This is a genomic window from Brevibacillus dissolubilis (assembly GCF_006170445.1).
GTDB classification, from domain to species: domain Bacteria; phylum Bacillota; class Bacilli; order Brevibacillales; family Brevibacillaceae; genus Brevibacillus_B; species Brevibacillus_B dissolubilis.
Genome location: NZ_VCNA01000016.1, coordinates 40120 through 57869, shown reverse-complemented (window position 1 = coordinate 57869; position 17750 = coordinate 40120). Strand labels below are relative to the sequence as shown.

Here is a 17750-nt window from a genome sequence, read left to right as displayed (position 1 = left end):
AAAAGCCAAGGCAGACCCACCGCCTTGGCTTTTTTCTATCCCCTGATCCTCCCGCCTGTTCTAAACGGACATCCCTCCCCATATCATGGTACAAAACGGTCTGATCACTATACCAATGGCCGAGCGGAAACAGAAGGAGGACATAGCATGATGGATCAAACGAAGCGCCCCCGTCATGAAGTTGTCATGATCAACCGTCGCAGCTTAGCGATCTCAGGGGTTAAAAAGGTCGAGAGCTTCGACAGCGAGGAGTTCTTGTTAGAGACTGAAGGTGGGTTCTTGAGCATTCGCGGACAGAACTTACATATGAAGAATCTCAGTCTGGAGACAGGCGAAGTGGCGATCGAGGGGCTTGTGCATGATATGGGATATCTTGAACAGGGGCAAGCCGGAGACCGTTCGAAAGGATTCTTCGGTAAGTTATTCAAGTGAGCATCGTCGTCCAGATTCAGACCGTCGCGTATATGCTGCTGTGTGGCACACTCATGGGGATGGGCTTTGATACGTATCATGTTTTCAAAAACAAAGGCCGCTTCCCCCTGTGGGTCGTCTTTATCCTCGATCTCGCCTTTTGGCTTTCCAGTGTTGGGTTGGTCTTCTATGTGTTGGTGAGTGTGAACAATGGGGTAGTCCGTTTTCCTATCTTTTTAGGGATGCTTATAGGAGCATGGTTCTACTTTTTGTTAGGTAGTAAGAAATATATTCAATTTCTTAACACCATGATAAAATTTTCTATATGGTTATATCAGACAATTCTACGGATTATCGATATATTAATTGTGAAACCAATTCAATTCATATTTCAGATGATCTGGATGTTGTTGGTTTTCCTTTTTTCGATCTTGGTTCACATTGGAACATTTATATGGCGTATCATTTCCTTTATTTTTGCACCTTTTGCCAGATGGGGTCGGAACTTGTGGAACGGTTTGACCAAGCTTTGGGCAGGATTCATCCACCGTTTGCAGAAGTTGTTTACCAGAAAGAAAAAAGATGACTAAACGGAAAGTATCTAAAAGGTGGAGTCTACTATGAATACAAGCCCTACACAGTCCCAGAGCCAAGGGCGGAAGCGCAGGATCAGATTGACGATGTTCTTTGTGCTCTGTTTCCTCGTCTGGACGGGCTATACGACTTATCTGCAAAGCGGAATCCTGACCGAAAAAGAAGAAAAGCTGGCAGCCCTGCAAGCACAGGCCGATGAGGTGCAAGATAAAAACAAAGAGCTCAACTACAAGGCAAACCGTCTCAACGACAAAGAATATATCGCGGAGCTGGCACGCAAAAACCACTTCATGGCTAAGCCGGGAGAAGTTTTGTTCGTGCTGCCGGATTAAGAAAAAACATATCAACGGGAAAGCGTTGACATGTTTTTTTTTCTTCCTATATAATTTAATTAAATGTTCATAATATTCTTGGAGGGGGATTTCCTGTTTTATGGAAGTCACAATCGGCAGCAAATACGAAGGGAAAGTTACAGGTATTACGAAATTTGGAGCATTTGTTGAGCTGCCTGGTGGCGTGACGGGTCTCGTACACATCAGTGAAGTGGCAGACAAATACGTGACGGACATCAACGAGCATCTGAAGATTGGCGATATGGTCACCGTCAAAGTGATGAGCATACAGGACAACAAAATCGGCCTGTCCATCAAAAAAGCAGTCGATCAGCCGCCAAGACCAGAACGACCAGCCCGACCAGCCAGAGATTCACGCCCGCGTGGCGACCGCAACGACCGTGGCCCACGACGCCCGGAGAACTTCGAAGACAAGATAAGCCGCTTCTTAAAGGATAGTGAAGACCGTCTCACCAGCCTCCGTAAAAACCAGGATAAAAAAGGCCGAGGACGCTAAAACTCCCGCTTTACGGGAGTTTTTTATTTGATCAAAAAATAATTTCCAAAAACGCGTAAAATACCGACAAAAAGAGGAAGGTCATTTTGGAGTCGTGTAGAATATATATAACTAAGCCCGTTTCGCTAAGCGCGAATCACCTGATGGCCGACGTCGATCGCAAAAACGTCGGTCTTTTTTTTTGTCTTTTTTCCTACAAAAGTCGTTTGAATTTGTCGGACGATTCTTGGTATATCGCTCGATGTTTTGACAAATTTTACAAAGAGCCATCCGTATAATGAGAACCACATCATATACAGAACGGGTGGTGCTATCTAACATGTGGAATAAGTCACAAGTCATCTCCGGCACGGGCGGAGTCATGTCCGAGCGGATCAATCAGCAGGTTACGCAGACTGTAGAGTCGTGGGGAGAGAAGATCTCTGCTTTTATTCAGAAGTGGCACGTACTGCCGCTCACGATGGGCTTCTTGCTTGGACGGGCTCTCATATTGGACGAGCTGTCACCGTTTATCGTTCCATACTTTATCGTCATGTACTATCTCAGGCGGGATACATTGCTGGTCAGTTCACTGGCAATGGTGGCCGGGGCACTGACTCACTCGGTTCCATTGGCACTGGAGTCGTTCTTGAGTCTGGTGGTGGCGCTGGGAGCGTCGAAGATGACGGATAAGTTTCGACGAAAAGATTTCTCGCTGACGCCGTTTGTCGTGCTGGGTACTGTGTTTTTCAGCCATATCCTATATAACATCATTACGAATCAGGTTACTACCTACAGCGTGGTGATGGTGGGAGTCGAAGCGATCCTGAGCTTTGTCCTGACGCTCATCTTCGTCCAGTCGCTCTCGATCATCCACCTCGCGAAGCCATATGAGCCACTGAAGAATGAAGAGATTGTCTGTCTGGTCATCCTGCTTGCTTCCCTGATGACAGGGACGGTGGGCTGGACGATACAGGGAGTGTCGATGGAGCATGTGCTGTCCCGCTATCTGATCCTCTTGTTCGCTTTCGTCGGTGGAGGGACGATCGGGGCGGCAGTGGGAGTCGTCACCGGACTGATCCTCAGCCTCGCCGACGTCAACTCATTGCAGCAGATCAGCCTGCTTGCTTTCTCCGGTCTGTTGGCTGGATTGCTCAAGGAAGGCGGCAAAGTCGGTGTCTCCGCAGGTCTGCTGATTGGAACGACCATCCTCGCGATCTACGGCGGGGCGCAGGAGATGCTTTATATCTCCTTATTTGAGACGATGTTCTCCGTGATTTTGTTTATCCTGACACCGGCTACGATATGGAAAAAGGTCTCCCGCTTCATCCCGGGAACCGTCGAGAATATCCAATCCCATCAAGAATATATGCGACGCATCCGCGATGTGACGGCGGGCAAGATCGAGCAGTTCTCCGAGCTGTTCACCCAGCTTTCCCGAAGCTTCGCCCAGACGGCGGAGACCCAAGTCGATGAAGAAGTGATCGACCAGTATATGAAGCGGGTCAGCGCGATGACCTGCCAGCGCTGCTGGAAACGTGAGCAATGCTGGGACCGTGAAGGCGAAGCCACTTATGAAGCGATGCGCGCCATGATCGAGAATGTCCATGAAGAGCAAGGCTCTCTCAATTCCAATGTGATCTCCAAAGACTGGGAGCGTAAATGCGTCAAAACCGAAAAAGTAGTGGACGCGATGGAACAAGAATACGAGCGGTTCCTCGCTTTTAATGAATTGAAGAAACAGGTGCACGAAAGCCGCAAGCTGGTGGCAGACCAACTCTCTGGTGTCTCCCGGGTGATGAGTGATTTTGCCCGTGAGATTCAGCGGGAGGGGATGGAGCTTAGTTTTCAGGAGAAGCAGGTATTCCGTGCCCTCGAAGGTCTAGGGCTTGCAGTCAGGCGAGTCGATATCCACAGTCTGGAGGAGGGTAAGGTAGACATCGAGATCAGCCAGCCGACCTGCTATGGGAGAGACGAATGCGCCAAGATCGTCGCGCCGATGCTGACCGAGATTCTGGGTGAGAATATCATCGTCAAGGAAAGACAGTGTGAAGCATTCAAAGACGGTCATTGCAAAATGTGCCTCAGCTCGGCCCGCACGTACGAGATCGAGATCGGCATCGCAGGTGCTGCCAAAGGGGGCAAGCTGCTCTCCGGTGACAGCTTCAAGACGATGGATCTCGGCAATGGCAAGGTGGCCGTAGCAATCAGCGACGGCATGGGCAATGGGGAGCGGGCTTATCTGGAGAGCCAATCCGCGCTCGATATGCTCCAACAGCTCCTGAAATCCGGAATCGACGAAAAATTAGCAATTAAGACGGTCAACTCGGTACTCGCCCTGCGCTCGACCGATGAGATGTTTGCCACCGTTGATCTGGCCTTGATTGATTTGCAGACAGCCAACACCCGGTTTATCAAAATCGGCTCCACCCCAAGCTTCATTAAAAGAGGCAACGATGTCGTCAGCGTGACCGCCAACAACCTGCCTGTCGGTATCTTAGAAGAGATCGAGGTGGATGTGGTCAGCCGCAATCTCAAGCCGGGCGACCTGCTGATCATGATGTCAGACGGGATCTACGATGCACCGCGCCATATCGAGAACAGGCAGATGTGGATGAAGCGTCTGGTCTCTGAGGTGACGACCGATGATCCGCAGGAAGTGGCAGATCTATTGCTGGAGCGTGTGATTCGGGAGCACCATGGCGAGATTGTCGACGATATGACTGTACTGGTGACACGGATTGATAGATTCGTCCCGCAATGGGGTGCGATTCATGTGAATGGTATGGAAAAAGTAGAGCGGCCAAGAGTGGTCAGCTAGGTATGTTTTTTAGAACCTCCGACGATACTGGTAGAAAAGCTACTAGTTTCGGGGAGGTTTTTATTATGGCGAAAGTAGCAACATTACGGCAAATCTTAGTCGTTACCGATGGATGCTCCAATGTGGGGATCAGTCCGATTGCAGCCGCTACCTTGGCACGAGAGCAAGGCATCACCGTCAATGTCATCGGCGTCGTCGACCGCAATGAGCTGGGTGAGCAAGGAGAGCAGGAGATCCGTGAGATGGCACAGGCTGGCGGGGGCTTAAGCGATATCGTCTATCCGGCTCAGCTTGCACAGACCGTCCAGATGCTCACACGCAAGGCGATGACCCGCACGATCCAGAATGTCGTCAGCCAAGAGCTCAAAGAAATCCTCGGTGATTCCAAGCTGGAGACCCTGACACCAGAGAAACGGATGCAGGTAGCCGGACTCGTCGATGACCTCGGTGAAAAGAGCGGTCTGGAAGTCGTCATGCTCGTCGACACCTCAGCCAGTATGAAAGCCAAGCTCAACGCGGTACAGCAAGCGATCTATGATTTCAGCATCAGCCTTCGCTCCCGCCGTGGCACAAGTCGGATGGCCGTCTGTACATTCCCAGGCAAACAGCGCCACCTCGAAGTCCGCATCCCGTGGACCAATCAGGTGGAAAAAGCCTACGAGCTGACCAATGCCCTGACCATGAGCGGCATCACTCCGACCGGCCCGGCGATCACCGAAGCGATTGCCCTGTTTGACCATGTCGAGCTGCCTGATCATCTCGCCGACCGCTACCGCCTCGAAGACAAGCCACCGCGCAAAGATCACAGAGACCAAGACGGATACCTGCAAGACCATGTATTCTAACGATATGTTTCCCCCACTGCCCCGGCAGTTCAGCGGTAAATGGCATCACAACTCCTACCGGGTGCTCTCTGAGCTGGGGCGAGGGGCAAACGGTGTCGTCTACCTCGTCTCTCATCTGGGCAAGAAGCTTGCGGTCAAAGTGGGCGTCGACCCCATGGATCTATTAATGGAGGTCAATCTATTAAAAAGCGTCCAGAAGCTCCAAGACCCCAAAGTCGGCCCAGCGGTCTGTGATGTCGATGACTTCGTAGTGGATGGCAAAGCCTACAGCTTTTACGCGATGGAATATGTAGAGGGCGAACGCTTGGATGAATATGTAAGTCGGGTCGGTGCGGATTGGGTCCCTGTCCTGATGGTGCAGCTGCTGTCTCACTTGGACATCCTGCACAGCCAAGGCTTCGTCTTCGGAGACCTCAAGCCAGAGAACGCCATGGTGATGAACACGACCAAGCGCATCTGCCTGATCGACTTCGGCGGGGTAAGTAAGATCGGCAACGCCGTCCGCCAGTTCACTGAAGAATATGACCGAGCCTTCTGGCAGGCAGGCGACCGACGTGCTGACACTGGTTATGATCTGTTCTCGTTGGCTGTCATGATGATGCGTCTTACGCTGGATAAAGCAGAGTGGAAAAGAATATCCCAAGCAACACGACACGTCCAAATGCTTTATGATATAATACGGGACAATGAGAACCTGTATGGATATCGCGTGCCACTGGTGAGAGCTTTGCAAGGCAAGTACACCAGTGCTTCCCAGATGAAGGCGGACCTGCTCCAAGCCTTCCGTGAAGGGAATGCTGTATCCAAGCGTAAAGCAGCCAAGGCAAGCAGTACAGCCAGCAAATGGATCGGCGGCTTTTTCGTCGCCTCGTTATTGCTGCTCGCAGGTTCTATGTATCTTGTCTGGATGTGAGGGATGCACCATGATGACCGCTAACAACCACGTGATGGAGACCTGCATACTGGCAGGCAGGATCATGTTGAAGAGCGGAGCGGAAACATACCGAGTGGAAGATACGATGGCTCACATCGCGCAAGCAGCTGGAATGGATGACGTCTATAGTTCTGTGACTCCGAGTACGATTATTCTCAGCTATTGCGACGGAGACCAGGATCATACCAGGATGATTCGGGTCTTCCGTGGCAGTGTTGATCTGAATAAAGTAACACTGGTTAACCAAGTCTCCCGCCATTATGTATCAGGTCAACTGACGCTGGAACAGGCCCACCAACACCTTTTGGAGATCGAGCAGAAAAAGCCACAATACCCAGCCTGGATGCAAAGTCTGGCCTCGGGTTTTGCCAGTGGCTCTTTTACTGTTTTATTGGGGGGAACCATCTGGGATATGATTCCGACGATGATCGCAGGGATGCTGGTCAACAAGAGTATCGTCTACATTGAACAGGTGATGCGGGTCAAATTCTTCACGGAGTTTTTGGCAGGCTGTGTCGGTGGTTTTTTCGTCTTACTTATGTATCACCTGTTTCCTGATCTTCATCTGAATTATATGTTGATTGGCACGATGCTTCCGCTTTTCCCAGGGATGGCCGTGACCAACTCGCTTCGTGATATCTTGGCGGGCGACTTGGTGGCTGGAATGTCCCGAGGCGTGGAAGCCGTACTTACCGCGTTATCGATCGCTGTGGCGACGGCGCTCGTGCTTTCGTTGTGAGGTGGCATAAGAGATGTATGTATTGCTTGGATTAGTACTCAGTTTTGGTTCTGCTGTCGCCTACGGCATGCTGTTTAACGTACCGGTCCGTACCTTGTTGGCCGGAGGAACGGTTGGGATGCTGGCTTGGTTGATTTTTAAATCATTGCCGGTGTTCGGAGCACAGATTGGTCTTGCCACTTTTGCTGCAGCGACGTTTATTTCACTGGCCAGTCAATGGCTGTCCGTGAAGTTGCGGGTACCATCGACGAACTTCAGCACTGCGGGGATCATCCCGCTGGTCCCCGGCTCGACCGCTTACAAGACCATGCTTTCCTTTGTCAACGGGGATTACCTCCAAGGCATCACGCTTGCGGTGGAGACCTGTGTGGCAGCGGGTGCGATTGCCGCAGGATTGACCTTGGGGCTGTCGCTCTTTTCAATATGGAAAGGAATTGTGGCCCGCTATGCTCCTAAGAGTGCAAAAGCGAATTAAAGAAACCAACATGCTGACCCATGGAGAATCGATCGTCGTGGGAGTCTCCGGCGGGACGGATTCGACGGCGTTGTTGCATATCTTGTCTGCGCTTAATCAACAATACAAGTATGGCTGGCAGATTCATGTCGTTCACCTCAATCACTGTTTTCGCGGTGAAGAATCAGACGGTGATGCCGCATACGTGGAGGACTTGTGTCATACAGTAGGGGTAAGGTGCTGGTCGTTTCGGCGGGATGTCCCGGCTTACATGAGAGAGACGGGGCTGGGTTCCCAGGAAGCGAGCCGCCAGATCCGCTACGGGTTGTACCAGCAGGTGGCAGAAGAAACCGGCTCGACCAAGGTCGTATTGGCCCATCACGCCGATGATCAGGTGGAGACGATCCTAATGCGAATCCTGCGCGGCACAGGTATCCATGGTCTGTCTGGTATGCCTGAGCGCAGATGGCTGGTGGATGACCGAGTGGAGCTCGTCCGCCCGCTCCTGACTGTGAGCCGTCGTGATCTGGAAGCTTACTGTCACGAGGTTGGACTCACCCCGCGCGAGGACAGCAGCAACCAATCCCGCAAGTACCAACGCAACAAGCTTCGGCTTGATCTCATTCCGTTGATGGAGGAGCTCAACCCGAGGTACCGGGAGCATATCCTCAAGCTCTCCAGGCTCGCGCAGGCAGATGACGCCTATTTAATGGAAGAAACAAAACGCGTAGCCGGACAGGTGATTTTGTCGCAAGACGCAGAAAAAATCATATTAGATCGAAAGAAATTTCAAACTTGTGACCTTGCTTTACAAAGCAGAATGATTACTCTAATATTAAGTTATCTCTCAAACGGTATGGAGTGGTCTTCGCAGCATGTGGAGGCCGTTTTGCACGTCATTGGGCAAGAGAATCCGTCAGCTGCCGTACATCTCGCCAATCAAGTAGTCGTAGAGCGGATGTATGAGCATATCCATATTAGCAAGGAAGCAACATTTGAGCAGGTGCAACCGTTTGCCTTGCCACTCATCCTGCCAGGGACGACGTGGATTGGGCAGAATGGTACCGTCATCCATGCCAGCTATCTCGACCGCGCCCCTCATTGGCACGGCTTCACAGCGAATCAGGCGGTTTTTGATGCCGACCAGCTGGAAGAGATGCTGCATGTCAGAAGCCGCAGGCCGGGTGACCGGATTACGCTGTCAGGCGGTACGCAGAAGCTCAAGGAACTGCTCATCGACGCCAAGGTACCCAAGCAGGCGAGAGACCGCATTCCATTGATCCTTGCAGGAGACGTGATCATCTGGGTCCCAGGTGTAAGACGTTCCGCCCACGCGCAGGTCTCAGACCGCACGACCCGCTTTCTCTATATCGAAGTTGAGTTCCGAGAAGAATGGCAGGAGGTACATCATGCATAACGACATAAAAGACGTACTACTGAGCGAAGAACAGATCGCGGAAAAAGTGAAGGAATTAGGCCAGACCCTTGCTGATGAATACCGTGACAAAAACCCATTGGTGATTTGCGTCCTCAAGGGTGCTGTTCTTTTCATGGCTGATCTGGTACGTCAAATGCAGATTCATTGCGAAATGGATTTTATGGCCGTATCCAGCTACGGCAACAGCACAGAATCCTCAGGGGTTGTGCGCATCCTCAAAGACCTCGACACATCCGTTCAAGGACGTCATGTGCTGATCGTCGAAGACATCATGGACAGCGGCCTTACCTTGAGCCGTCTGGTCGAGTCTCTCAAAATCCGTGAAGCGGAAACCGTAAAAGTGGTAACCCTGCTCAACAAGCCGGAACGCCGCAAAGTAGACATCTCCCCAGACTACAGCGGATTCACCATTCCAGACGAATTCGTCGTAGGATACGGTCTGGATTATGCGGAGAGATACCGCAATCTGCCTTATATCGGCATCCTGAAGCCTGAAGTGTATACGAAATAAGCAGGTAAGCATTTCTCTCAGGTTGTGAAGATATATTGTATTATGATAAAATATGGGAAGTGTCTTTTTTGTGAGAGGAGGTAAGAAATGAATCGTTTTTTCCGTAATACAGGGTTCTATTTACTCATTTTCCTCGTCACGGTAGGGATTGTTAACTTTGTCCTCTCCGGGACCGACAAAATGGCGCAATTGACCTACCAGGAATTTAGGCAAGACCTGACCAAGGATCAAATCACAGAAGCACAACTCCGGGTTGATGGGGGTACATATCGCATAGAGGGGAAGCGCAAAACAGCCTCTGCGAATCAAGAAGCATTCACGACCAACGCTCCATTATACGATGACGAATTGCTCGCGCTCATCAATAAGAAGATTGACGCAGGGTTGATTACTAAGGTGGATTTCAAGCCGGCTGAAGGCAACAATATCTGGCTGACTTTCCTCACATCGATTATTCCTTTCGTCATTATCTTTATCTTATTCTTCTTCTTGTTGAACCAAGCTCAGGGCGGTGGCAGCCGGGTGATGAACTTCGGCAAAAGCCGTGCCAAGCTGTACAACGATGAGAAGAAACGCGTGACATTCGACGATGTAGCGGGTGCAGATGAAGAAAAAGCTGAGCTCGTGGAAGTGGTTGAATTCCTCAAAGACCCTCGTAAATTCGCTGCCGTTGGCGCGCGAATTCCAAAAGGTGTGCTGCTGGTAGGTCCTCCGGGTACAGGTAAAACATTGCTGGCTCGTGCCGTTGCTGGTGAGGCAGGCGTACCATTCTTCAGCATCTCAGGTTCCGACTTCGTAGAAATGTTCGTCGGTGTGGGTGCATCCCGCGTCCGCGACTTGTTCGAAAATGCGAAGAAAAATGCTCCATGTATCATCTTCATCGACGAGATCGATGCCGTAGGACGTCAGCGCGGTGCAGGTCTTGGTGGTGGACATGACGAGCGGGAGCAGACGCTCAACCAATTGCTCGTCGAAATGGATGGTTTCGGTGCCAACGAAGGTATCATCATGGTGGCAGCGACCAACCGTCCGGACATTCTTGACCCGGCGCTTCTGCGTCCAGGCCGTTTTGACCGTCAGATCACGGTTGACCGTCCAGACGTCAAAGGCCGCGATGCTGTACTCAAGGTACACGCACGCAACAAGCCGCTCGGCGAAGATGTCAATCTCGATACAATCGCCCGCCGTACCCCAGGGTTCACGGGTGCTGATCTGGAAAACCTGTTGAACGAAGCGGCTCTTCTGACCGCACGTAAAAACAAAAAACAGGTCACCATGCAGGAAGTAGACGAAGCGATCGACCGTGTCATCGCAGGACCAGCGAAGAAATCCCGCGTGGTCAGCGAAGACGAACGCCGTCTGGTTGCATACCACGAAGCAGGTCATACCATCGTGGGCTACTACCTCAAGAATGCAGACATGGTACACAAGGTGACCATCATCCCGCGCGGTCAAGCGGGTGGTTATACCGTCATGTTGCCAAAAGAAGACCGCTTCTTCGCAACGAAGAGCGACTTGCTTGATAAAATCGTCGGCTTGTTGGGTGGCCGCGTAGCGGAAGAAATCGTACTCGGTGATATCTCCACTGGTGCGCACAATGACTTCCAGCGCGCGACTGCAATCGCACGAAGCATGATCACCGAATACGGGATGAGCAAGCTTGGTCCGATGCAGTTCGGCCGTTCACAAGGTCAGGTCTTCCTCGGCCGCGACCTCGGACATGAGCGTAACTACTCCGAGCAGATCGCCTACGAGATCGACCAAGAAATGCAAAGCATCATCAATGAGCAGTACGAACGTTGTACACAACTTCTGACCACCTACCGCCAACAGCTTGAAGATGTGGCGCAGGCCCTGCTCAAATACGAGACACTGGATGCCGAACAGATCAAGCAATTGATCGAAAACGGCAAGCTTGACCAAGAGCCGAACTTTGTTCCAGGTGATCTCTCCGTCAACATCCTGCCACGGGATGACAAGAAAGAATAAGCAACAGCTGTAGAAGAGGCGCCGTTATCAGGTGCCTCTTTTTTATAAAAGAAACCGCGTAGGGGGACAAAAGAGATGGATTTTCTCGATGTAGGACTGGCGGCGTTTGACTTGGACGGGACGATGCTGAACCGGCAATCACAGATGAGCGAGGGCAATAAAGAAGCGTGTCGGGCCCTTCAGGCACAGGGATGCAAGCTGCTCTTAGCGACGGGCCGAACGTATCTGTCGGCGTCGATGGCTTGTGATCAGTACCCGTTTGACGGCTATGTGTGCAGCAATGGAGCAGCGATCTATGAGGCAGATGGAACCTTGATTCAGAGTGTCAACCTGCCGCCAGATATTGTGACTGATGCGGTGGATATGATCAAGCAACGGACGATATACTACGAGGTACATGATACGTTAAGCAACCGCTGGATGATCCAGGAAGACCGCGCCCGGGTGGAACAGGAGCTTTTGCCCCAAGAGGATAAGCACGGAGCGTTTTCCCTGCGCAACTATTCCTTCCATAAGCTGACCAAAGTGATCGAGCAGGAAGAACTGTTCCGCAAAATCCGCTCAGGCGAGAACCAGATCGTCAAGGTGTTCTATTGGCATCCTGATCCGGCGGAGATTCTCTGGGTGCGCGAACAGCTGGCTCCACTGGGCGAGCGTATCCATCTCACCTCATCAGGCTCCCGCAATGTAGAGCTGGTAGCTCCCGGTGTGAACAAGTGGCAAGGCTTGCAGCACTTCACGCGGAGATGGGGTATCACAGCAGAGCGTATCGCGGCTTTTGGTGACGCCGCCAATGATACTGATATCCTGTCCCAAGTAGGTGTCTCCGTAGCGATGGGCAATGCCTCCGATGAGATCAAGCAGCTGACCCGATACACGACCCGAAGCCATGAAGAAGATGGTGTGGCTCATTTTATCCGGGAACGATTATGGAAGAACATCTAGGCTGTACAATTCCCCTACTATTTCCGATTGACAACTCTTTGAGACAGGGATACATTAAAACCAATACTGTAAAAGCCAGTAGTAGGAGGTTTTAGAATGGAAGCCTTGGCGCTTGAAAAAAAAGCCCAGCGCAATGCCGAATTGCGTGAACGATTAATGCAACTCAAAAAAGAGCGCAATGCGATTATCCTCGCTCACTTTTATCAACGCCCTGAGATTCAAGAGGTAGCAGACTTCATCGGTGACTCATTTGGTTTGGCTCAAAAAGCAAAAGAAACCGATGCTGACGTCATCCTGTTCTGCGGCGTTCACTTTATGGGTGAGAGTGCGAAAATCCTTAACCCAAATAAAACAGTCATCATCCCAGACGAACGTGCGGGCTGTCCAATGGCCGACATGGTCAACGTAGCTGGTCTGCGCAAACTCAAGGAGCAGCACCCGAACGCAAAAGTGGTGGCGTACATCAACACCTCTGCGGACGTGAAAGCGGAAACATACGTATGCTGTACCTCGTCCAACGCGAAGAAGGTCATCGAATCCGTCGACGCGGAAGAGATCATCTGGGTTCCGGATAAAAACCTCGGTCACTACGTCTCCCAGTTCACCGACAAGAAAATGATCATCTGGGAAGGCTACTGCAACACGCATGACCAGCTGTCTGTCGAAGACATCATGAACATGAAGGCGCAGTACCCAAATGCAGTGGTAGCCGTTCACCCTGAGTGCCGTCCGGAAGTGGTACAGCTGGCTGACTATGTAGGCTCCACAACCGGTATCCTGAAATTCTGCCGTGAGTCCGCTCATGATGAATTCATCATCGGTACCGAAGACGGTGTACGCTACATGCTGGAGAAAGACAGCCCGAACAAGAAGTTCCACTTCGCATCCAAATACCTCGTCTGCCCGAACATGAAGGTCAACAACTTGAAAAAATGCGTCGAGGCGCTGGAAAACATGAAGCCGGAAATCTACGTACCAGAACACGTGGCAGAAGCTGCCCGTGCTTCCCTGGAGCGTATGCTTGAAGTGGCTCCAGACTAATTGTCGAGAGCGAAGAGAAATGCAAAAAGCCGATGAATCCTGCTTGATCGAGAGAGCAGTGGTTCATCGGCTTTTTATGTAGAAGAGTTCTGAATCTTACATGCCATCAGTATAATCCCAAACAAAAAAGGCTATGCTCAGTAGTAGGAACTGTCAAAAGCATAGCCTTTTGATATGACTGTTCGGTTAGGCAGAAGGCATTGGAGTCGGAGTCGGTGGTGCATAATCCGCTTTGTAGTGGTTGTCGATGATGTCGCGGATTTCTTTGTCGGTTTTGCCTTCTTCTTTGAGCTTGGAGGAGACGACAGCGATTTCCATGCATGTACCACAGCGGGTTCCGTGGTCATCCCAGACGACAGAGCCGTCTTCCTTCACTTCTTTGATGAAGCAGTTACCGTTGTTTTGGTGGCCGGCTTCATCACCGCAACCGCAATAGCATGGAATCCATTGAAGGAGGTCATTGTTTTTGGCAGCAGTCTGATAAGCGAGGATGATGCGTGGGTCTTTACCGTTCAAGAAGCTTGGCAGTACATCTTTAGAGGTGGTTACTTCTTGAAGGTCGCCATTCGGCAGTTTATGTTGTTCATGCTGTTCATGTTGTTGATTAGCATTCCCATTCGTGGAATCAACGGCTTGTTGTCCGCAACCAGTGAGGATGGTAAGAGACAAAACCGTCGCGTACATCATTTGGATAGGTTTCATATGCGTACAAACCTCCTTTTCTCTTACCTAGTATATCATATGTCCAAATAAAAATGTTAGGAATCAACTGCAAATCGTAATAGTTCTTATTTACAGATGGGATGCATATAAGTATAATGTTACAAGTGATGATTGTACCAGAATCCCACGGGATAGTACAGGAGGATGGAAAAGTGAAGAAGATTCATGCTAACAAGGCATATACGATTTTATCATTGGTTCTTATGAGCGCGTTATTGACGACGGGGTGTGGGGCACCTGCCACACAAGCGGGCAATGGAGTCGTAGCTGAGACCAGTGCAGAACAGACCGGTCAATTGACGGTGTATACATCGTTTTACCCGCTCTACTATGTAACCTCGCGGATCGCAGGTGAGCATGCGGAGGTGACCAATATCGTACCTGCAGGGGTAGAGCCGCATGATTTTGAACCGACTGCCAAAGACGTGATTGATATGTCCAAAGCGAAGCTGTTCATCTACAATGGTAGCGGTCTCGAGGGCTGGATCGATAAAGCGCTGGAGGGAATGGATCAGTCCAATATGACCGTGGTGAAGGCGACAGATGGCCTTACCCTGCTCAGCGCCGAAGCGGGACATGAGCATGAGGAACATGCAGGAGAAGCTGCGACCGAAACCTCGGCAGACGCGCATGGGCACGAAGCGCATGCGGGTGAAGCAGCCACAACAGAAGGCACAGAGCAAGGCCATGACGAGCACGGACACGCAGAGCATGGCGAATTCGATCCGCATACATGGCTGGACCCAAGCTTGCTGAAGCAGCAGGCAGAAAAAGTCCGCGATACGCTGATCAAGCTGGACGCGGCCCATAAGGCGGACTATGAGCAGAACTATACGAAGCTGGCAGCTGATCTGGACGCGCTTGACCAAGAGTTCAAGGACATGGCAGCAAAAGCACCGAAAAAAGAGTTCATGGTTGCGCACAGTGCGTTTACGTATCTGGCCCACCGCTATGGTCTGGAGCAGGTCTCCATCTCTGGGATCTCCCCGGCCGATGAGCCATCCCCGGCTGAGATGAAAGAGCTGGTTGAGCATGTGAAAGAGCACAAAATCAGCTACGTCATGTTCGAGACACTGGTCTCCCCAAAGGTGGCAGAAGTGATCGCGCGTGAAGCGAATGTGAAGACAGCGACGCTCAATCCGCTGGAAGGCTTGACCGTAGAAGAAGAGAAGGCGGGCAAGGATTATCTCTCCATCATGCGTGAGAACATGGAGACCCTGCGCACCGCCCTGCAATAGGGAACACAATCGTCAGAGTCGGGACAAAAGCTGGTTTTCTTTTCAGAGGAGGCCAGCTTTCTTCTATATAAAAGGCTTGTGACACGGATTGGTCTGTAGTACGATGGAAGTTGGCAAATCAGAATAAGTACGATTACGAATCAACAAGGAATGATGGATATGAGTCAGGAACAAGGTACACCAGTTGTGAATCTCACATCTGTCGGGTTCCGTTATGATGACGGTAAGACGGTGTTGGAGGACATTGGGCTCTCATTGTATAAAGGTGATTTTCTCGGGATTGTCGGGCCGAATGGGTCCGGTAAATCGACATTGATGAAGGTAGTGCTGGGGCTTCTTACGCCGACTACGGGTACGGTCGAGCTGTTCGGTACGCCGCTTAGCAAGTTCCGTGACTGGACCAAGGTGGGGTACGTAGCCCAGCAGGTCGCACATGGTGCTGGCGGATTTCCGGCGACGGTGCGGGAAGTGGTCGCATCCGGTCTGGTCGGGAGAGTCGGGCTGTTCCGCCGCCTCAAGGCCGAGCATTATGCCAAAGTCGAGCAGGTGATCGAGCGGGTCGGTCTGAAGGTGAAGAGCGACGAGCGGATCAACAAGCTCTCCGGTGGTCAGCTGCAGCGTGTATTTATCGCGCGGGCATTGGTCGCAGATCCAGAGCTGTTGATTTTGGATGAGCCGACTGTCGGGGTGGATCAGGAGTCGATCGAGCAGTTCTATGGTCTCTTGCGTTCGCTCAAAGAAGAGAGCGGAATGACGATGATGATTATCAGTCATGATATCGGCGTGATGTCGGAGTGGGTGACCAAGGTGGCTTGTCTGAACCGCCGCATTCACTTCCACGGGACAGCGCATGAGTTCGAGCATAACCAAGAGGATATTTTTAAATCGATGTATGGTGAAGGCTTCAAGCTGCTTGCCCATCATCATCAGTAAGGATGCGGGAAAAAGAAGGAAGGATGCAACATGCTAGCGGATTGGTGGAATTATGAGTTTTTACGGTATACCTTGTTTTCGGGGCTGTTGATCGGCTTGATCTGCCCGATTCTCGGGACATTTCTGATCGTGCGCCGTTTGTCGATGATGGCGGATGGATTATCCCATGTGACGCTGTCCGGGGTGGCGGCGGGGATGCTCCTCGGTAAAAAGTTCGCCTTGTTTGCGGCGATTAACCCGTTGTTCTTCGGGATGGTCTTCTCGGTGATCGGCTCGCTGTTTATCGAGCGGCTGCGTAAGGTGTATAAAGCGTATCAGGATTTGGCGATCCCGGTGATTTTGTCGGCGGGGTTGGGGTTGTTCACGGTTCTTGTCAGTGTCGCGGATGGATTTAATACGGACCTGTATTCGTATCTGTTCGGGAAGATCGTCACTGTGACGATTGAAGATCTATTGGCACTGGTCGGCGTTGCGGCTGCGGTGCTGTTGACCGTGGCGCTGATTTACAAGGAGTTGTTTGCGGTATCCTTTGATGAAGAGTTCGCCCGTGTATCGGGAGTGGCGCGTAAACGGATTAATCTCTGGTTCATGGTACTGGTTGCGTTGACGATTGCGGCATCGATGCGGATTGTCGGGGTGCTTCTGATCTCGGCGCTGATCACGCTTCCGGTGGCGGCCAGCCTGCAGATTGCGGGGAGCTTTCGTCAGGCGATCTGGTATTCGATTATTTTTGCAGAAATCTCGGTGTTGTCCGGGTTGTATATAGCTTACATGATGGATTGGGCATCTGGTGGGACGATTGTGCTGGCAGCTGTATTGATTCTGATGATCGTCCTCTTAGGCAAGCGCGTGCGCAATCTGATGCGGTAAGCAGAAAAGGAGGCTTGCACGATGACTTTAGATGAAGCACTGCAACTGTTAAAAGATAAGGGATTCAAATATACAGGAAAACGCGAAGAGATCATTCGCATCTGTGCCAAGGAGAAGCGTTATCTGTCGGCTAAGGATATCATGGAACGGATGAAAGAAAACTATCCGACGCTCAGCTTTGACACGGTCTACCGCAATCTGTCCACCTTCGTCGAGCTGGGAATCCTCGAAGAGACCGAGCTTGAGGGGGAGGGCAAATACCGCCTGACCTGCACGACACACGGTCATCACCATCACGTCATCTGTACCGGATGCGGCAAGACGACGACGCTCGCCAGCTGTCCGATGACCGTGATTCCGCAGATCCCGACTGATTTTACGGTAACGGGGCATAAGTTTGAAGTGTATGGTACTTGTAAAGAGTGTTCATAGAAGG

At 51.3% G+C, this 17750-nt stretch carries 19 protein-coding genes; 18 read left to right on the top strand and 1 reads right to left on the bottom strand.

Annotated elements, in window-relative coordinates:
• Positions 1 to 147: 147 nt before the first annotated feature.
• The 14 genes from yabP (at position 148) to nadA (ending at position 13550) form a co-directional block, all read left to right on the top strand.
• On the top strand, positions 148 to 432 hold the full coding sequence (gene yabP / locus FGI41_RS22655; protein WP_139492585.1) for a sporulation protein YabP: 285 nt from the start codon (positions 148 to 150) through the stop codon (positions 430 to 432).
• Positions 429 to 1001: a spore cortex biosynthesis protein YabQ gene (gene yabQ / locus FGI41_RS22650; protein WP_139492584.1), complete on the top strand. Its 573-nt coding sequence runs from the start codon at positions 429 to 431 to the stop codon at positions 999 to 1001. The genes yabP and yabQ overlap by 4 nt, the downstream gene beginning before the upstream one ends.
• Positions 1002 to 1031: 30 nt before the next feature.
• A complete protein-coding gene (locus FGI41_RS22645) occupies positions 1032 to 1337 on the top strand; it encodes an FtsB family cell division protein (RefSeq protein WP_139492583.1) in 306 nt (101 codons plus the stop codon).
• A gap of 100 nt (positions 1338 to 1437) precedes the next feature.
• On the top strand, positions 1438 to 1854 hold the full coding sequence (locus FGI41_RS22640) for a S1 domain-containing RNA-binding protein (RefSeq protein WP_139492582.1): 417 nt from the start codon (positions 1438 to 1440) through the stop codon (positions 1852 to 1854).
• A 361-nt stretch (positions 1855 to 2215) separates the two neighbouring features.
• Positions 2216 to 4654: a stage II sporulation protein E gene (gene spoIIE / locus FGI41_RS22635; protein WP_438358053.1), complete on the top strand. Its 2439-nt coding sequence runs from the start codon at positions 2216 to 2218 to the stop codon at positions 4652 to 4654.
• A 65-nt stretch (positions 4655 to 4719) separates the two neighbouring features.
• Complete coding sequence (locus FGI41_RS22630; protein ID WP_139492580.1) at positions 4720 to 5499, top strand: VWA domain-containing protein; 780 nt, start codon at positions 4720 to 4722, stop codon at positions 5497 to 5499.
• Positions 5489 to 6412, top strand: a complete 924-nt coding sequence (prkT, locus tag FGI41_RS22625) for a serine/threonine protein kinase PrkT (protein WP_139492579.1) — start codon at positions 5489 to 5491, stop codon at positions 6410 to 6412. Before FGI41_RS22630 ends, prkT begins: the two co-directional genes overlap by 11 nt.
• 10 nt (positions 6413 to 6422) lie before the next feature.
• Entirely contained in the window at positions 6423 to 7172 is a 750-nt protein-coding gene (locus FGI41_RS22620; RefSeq protein WP_368656826.1) for a threonine/serine exporter family protein, read from the top strand.
• Positions 7173 to 7185: 13 nt separating this feature from the next.
• Positions 7186 to 7647: a threonine/serine exporter family protein gene (locus FGI41_RS22615; RefSeq protein WP_139492578.1), complete on the top strand. Its 462-nt coding sequence runs from the start codon at positions 7186 to 7188 to the stop codon at positions 7645 to 7647.
• On the top strand, positions 7619 to 9043 hold the full coding sequence (gene tilS / locus FGI41_RS22610; protein ID WP_139492577.1) for a tRNA lysidine(34) synthetase TilS: 1425 nt from the start codon (positions 7619 to 7621) through the stop codon (positions 9041 to 9043). The genes FGI41_RS22615 and tilS overlap by 29 nt, the downstream gene beginning before the upstream one ends.
• The gene (hpt, locus tag FGI41_RS22605; protein ID WP_139492576.1) at positions 9036 to 9575 is read left to right on the top strand and encodes a hypoxanthine phosphoribosyltransferase; all 540 of its coding nucleotides are present in this window, start codon (positions 9036 to 9038) and stop codon (positions 9573 to 9575) included. Before tilS ends, hpt begins: the two co-directional genes overlap by 8 nt.
• A gap of 87 nt (positions 9576 to 9662) precedes the next feature.
• A complete protein-coding gene (ftsH, locus tag FGI41_RS22600) occupies positions 9663 to 11564 on the top strand; it encodes an ATP-dependent zinc metalloprotease FtsH (protein ID WP_139492575.1) in 1902 nt (633 codons plus the stop codon).
• 75 nt (positions 11565 to 11639) lie between these two features.
• A complete protein-coding gene (locus FGI41_RS22595; RefSeq protein ID WP_139492574.1) occupies positions 11640 to 12509 on the top strand; it encodes an HAD family hydrolase in 870 nt (289 codons plus the stop codon).
• A gap of 96 nt (positions 12510 to 12605) precedes the next feature.
• Complete coding sequence (gene nadA, locus FGI41_RS22590; RefSeq protein WP_139492573.1) at positions 12606 to 13550, top strand: quinolinate synthase NadA; 945 nt, start codon at positions 12606 to 12608, stop codon at positions 13548 to 13550.
• A gap of 186 nt (positions 13551 to 13736) precedes the next feature.
• Here the strand turns inward: nadA and FGI41_RS22585 are convergent, their stop codons facing one another.
• Positions 13737 to 14252, bottom strand: coding sequence for a PCYCGC motif-containing (lipo)protein (locus FGI41_RS22585; protein ID WP_176560402.1), 516 nt, complete (start codon positions 14250 to 14252; stop codon positions 13737 to 13739).
• A gap of 224 nt (positions 14253 to 14476) precedes the next feature.
• On the opposite strand from FGI41_RS22585, the gene FGI41_RS22580 reads away from it, so the two are divergent.
• The 4 genes from FGI41_RS22580 to FGI41_RS22565 all read left to right on the top strand — a co-directional run bounded on the left by FGI41_RS22580 (position 14477) and on the right by FGI41_RS22565 (position 17746).
• The gene (locus FGI41_RS22580; protein ID WP_255298611.1) at positions 14477 to 15511 is read left to right on the top strand and encodes a metal ABC transporter substrate-binding protein; all 1035 of its coding nucleotides are present in this window, start codon (positions 14477 to 14479) and stop codon (positions 15509 to 15511) included.
• A gap of 159 nt (positions 15512 to 15670) precedes the next feature.
• The gene (locus tag FGI41_RS22575; RefSeq protein ID WP_438358051.1) at positions 15671 to 16444 is read left to right on the top strand and encodes a metal ABC transporter ATP-binding protein; all 774 of its coding nucleotides are present in this window, start codon (positions 15671 to 15673) and stop codon (positions 16442 to 16444) included.
• 30 nt (positions 16445 to 16474) lie between these two features.
• Positions 16475 to 17314, top strand: coding sequence for a metal ABC transporter permease (locus FGI41_RS22570; protein ID WP_139492572.1), 840 nt, complete (start codon positions 16475 to 16477; stop codon positions 17312 to 17314).
• Between the two features lie 21 nt (positions 17315 to 17335).
• Positions 17336 to 17746: a Fur family transcriptional regulator gene (locus FGI41_RS22565; protein ID WP_139492571.1), complete on the top strand. Its 411-nt coding sequence runs from the start codon at positions 17336 to 17338 to the stop codon at positions 17744 to 17746.
• Positions 17747 to 17750 lie beyond the last annotated feature (4 nt).

Bases quoted from the DNA above. Each gene is read 5' to 3' on its own strand.
- nadA (WP_139492573.1), top strand. From the start codon at position 12,606: ATGGAAGCCTTGGCGCTTGAAAAAAAAGCCCAGCGCAATGCCGAATTG.
- FGI41_RS22575 (WP_438358051.1), top strand. From the start codon at position 15,671: ATGAGTCAGGAACAAGGTACACCAGTTGTGAATCTCACATCTGTCGGG.
- FGI41_RS22620 (WP_368656826.1), top strand. From the start codon at position 6,423: ATGATGACCGCTAACAACCACGTGATGGAGACCTGCATACTGGCAGGC.
- FGI41_RS22570 (WP_139492572.1), top strand. From the start codon at position 16,475: ATGCTAGCGGATTGGTGGAATTATGAGTTTTTACGGTATACCTTGTTT.
- FGI41_RS22630 (WP_139492580.1), top strand. From the start codon at position 4,720: ATGGCGAAAGTAGCAACATTACGGCAAATCTTAGTCGTTACCGATGGA.
- tilS (WP_139492577.1), top strand. From the start codon at position 7,619: ATGCTCCTAAGAGTGCAAAAGCGAATTAAAGAAACCAACATGCTGACC.
- FGI41_RS22595 (WP_139492574.1), top strand. From the start codon at position 11,640: ATGGATTTTCTCGATGTAGGACTGGCGGCGTTTGACTTGGACGGGACG.
- FGI41_RS22615 (WP_139492578.1), top strand. From the start codon at position 7,186: ATGTATGTATTGCTTGGATTAGTACTCAGTTTTGGTTCTGCTGTCGCC.
- prkT (WP_139492579.1), top strand. From the start codon at position 5,489: ATGTATTCTAACGATATGTTTCCCCCACTGCCCCGGCAGTTCAGCGGT.
- FGI41_RS22640 (WP_139492582.1), top strand. From the start codon at position 1,438: ATGGAAGTCACAATCGGCAGCAAATACGAAGGGAAAGTTACAGGTATT.
- spoIIE (WP_438358053.1), top strand. From the start codon at position 2,216: ATGTCCGAGCGGATCAATCAGCAGGTTACGCAGACTGTAGAGTCGTGG.
- ftsH (WP_139492575.1), top strand. From the start codon at position 9,663: ATGAATCGTTTTTTCCGTAATACAGGGTTCTATTTACTCATTTTCCTC.
- FGI41_RS22565 (WP_139492571.1), top strand. From the start codon at position 17,336: ATGACTTTAGATGAAGCACTGCAACTGTTAAAAGATAAGGGATTCAAA.
- FGI41_RS22580 (WP_255298611.1), top strand. From the start codon at position 14,477: ATGAGCGCGTTATTGACGACGGGGTGTGGGGCACCTGCCACACAAGCG.
- hpt (WP_139492576.1), top strand. From the start codon at position 9,036: ATGCATAACGACATAAAAGACGTACTACTGAGCGAAGAACAGATCGCG.
- yabP (WP_139492585.1), top strand. From the start codon at position 148: ATGATGGATCAAACGAAGCGCCCCCGTCATGAAGTTGTCATGATCAAC.
- FGI41_RS22585 (WP_176560402.1), bottom strand. From the start codon at position 14,252: ATGAAACCTATCCAAATGATGTACGCGACGGTTTTGTCTCTTACCATC.
- FGI41_RS22645 (WP_139492583.1), top strand. From the start codon at position 1,032: ATGAATACAAGCCCTACACAGTCCCAGAGCCAAGGGCGGAAGCGCAGG.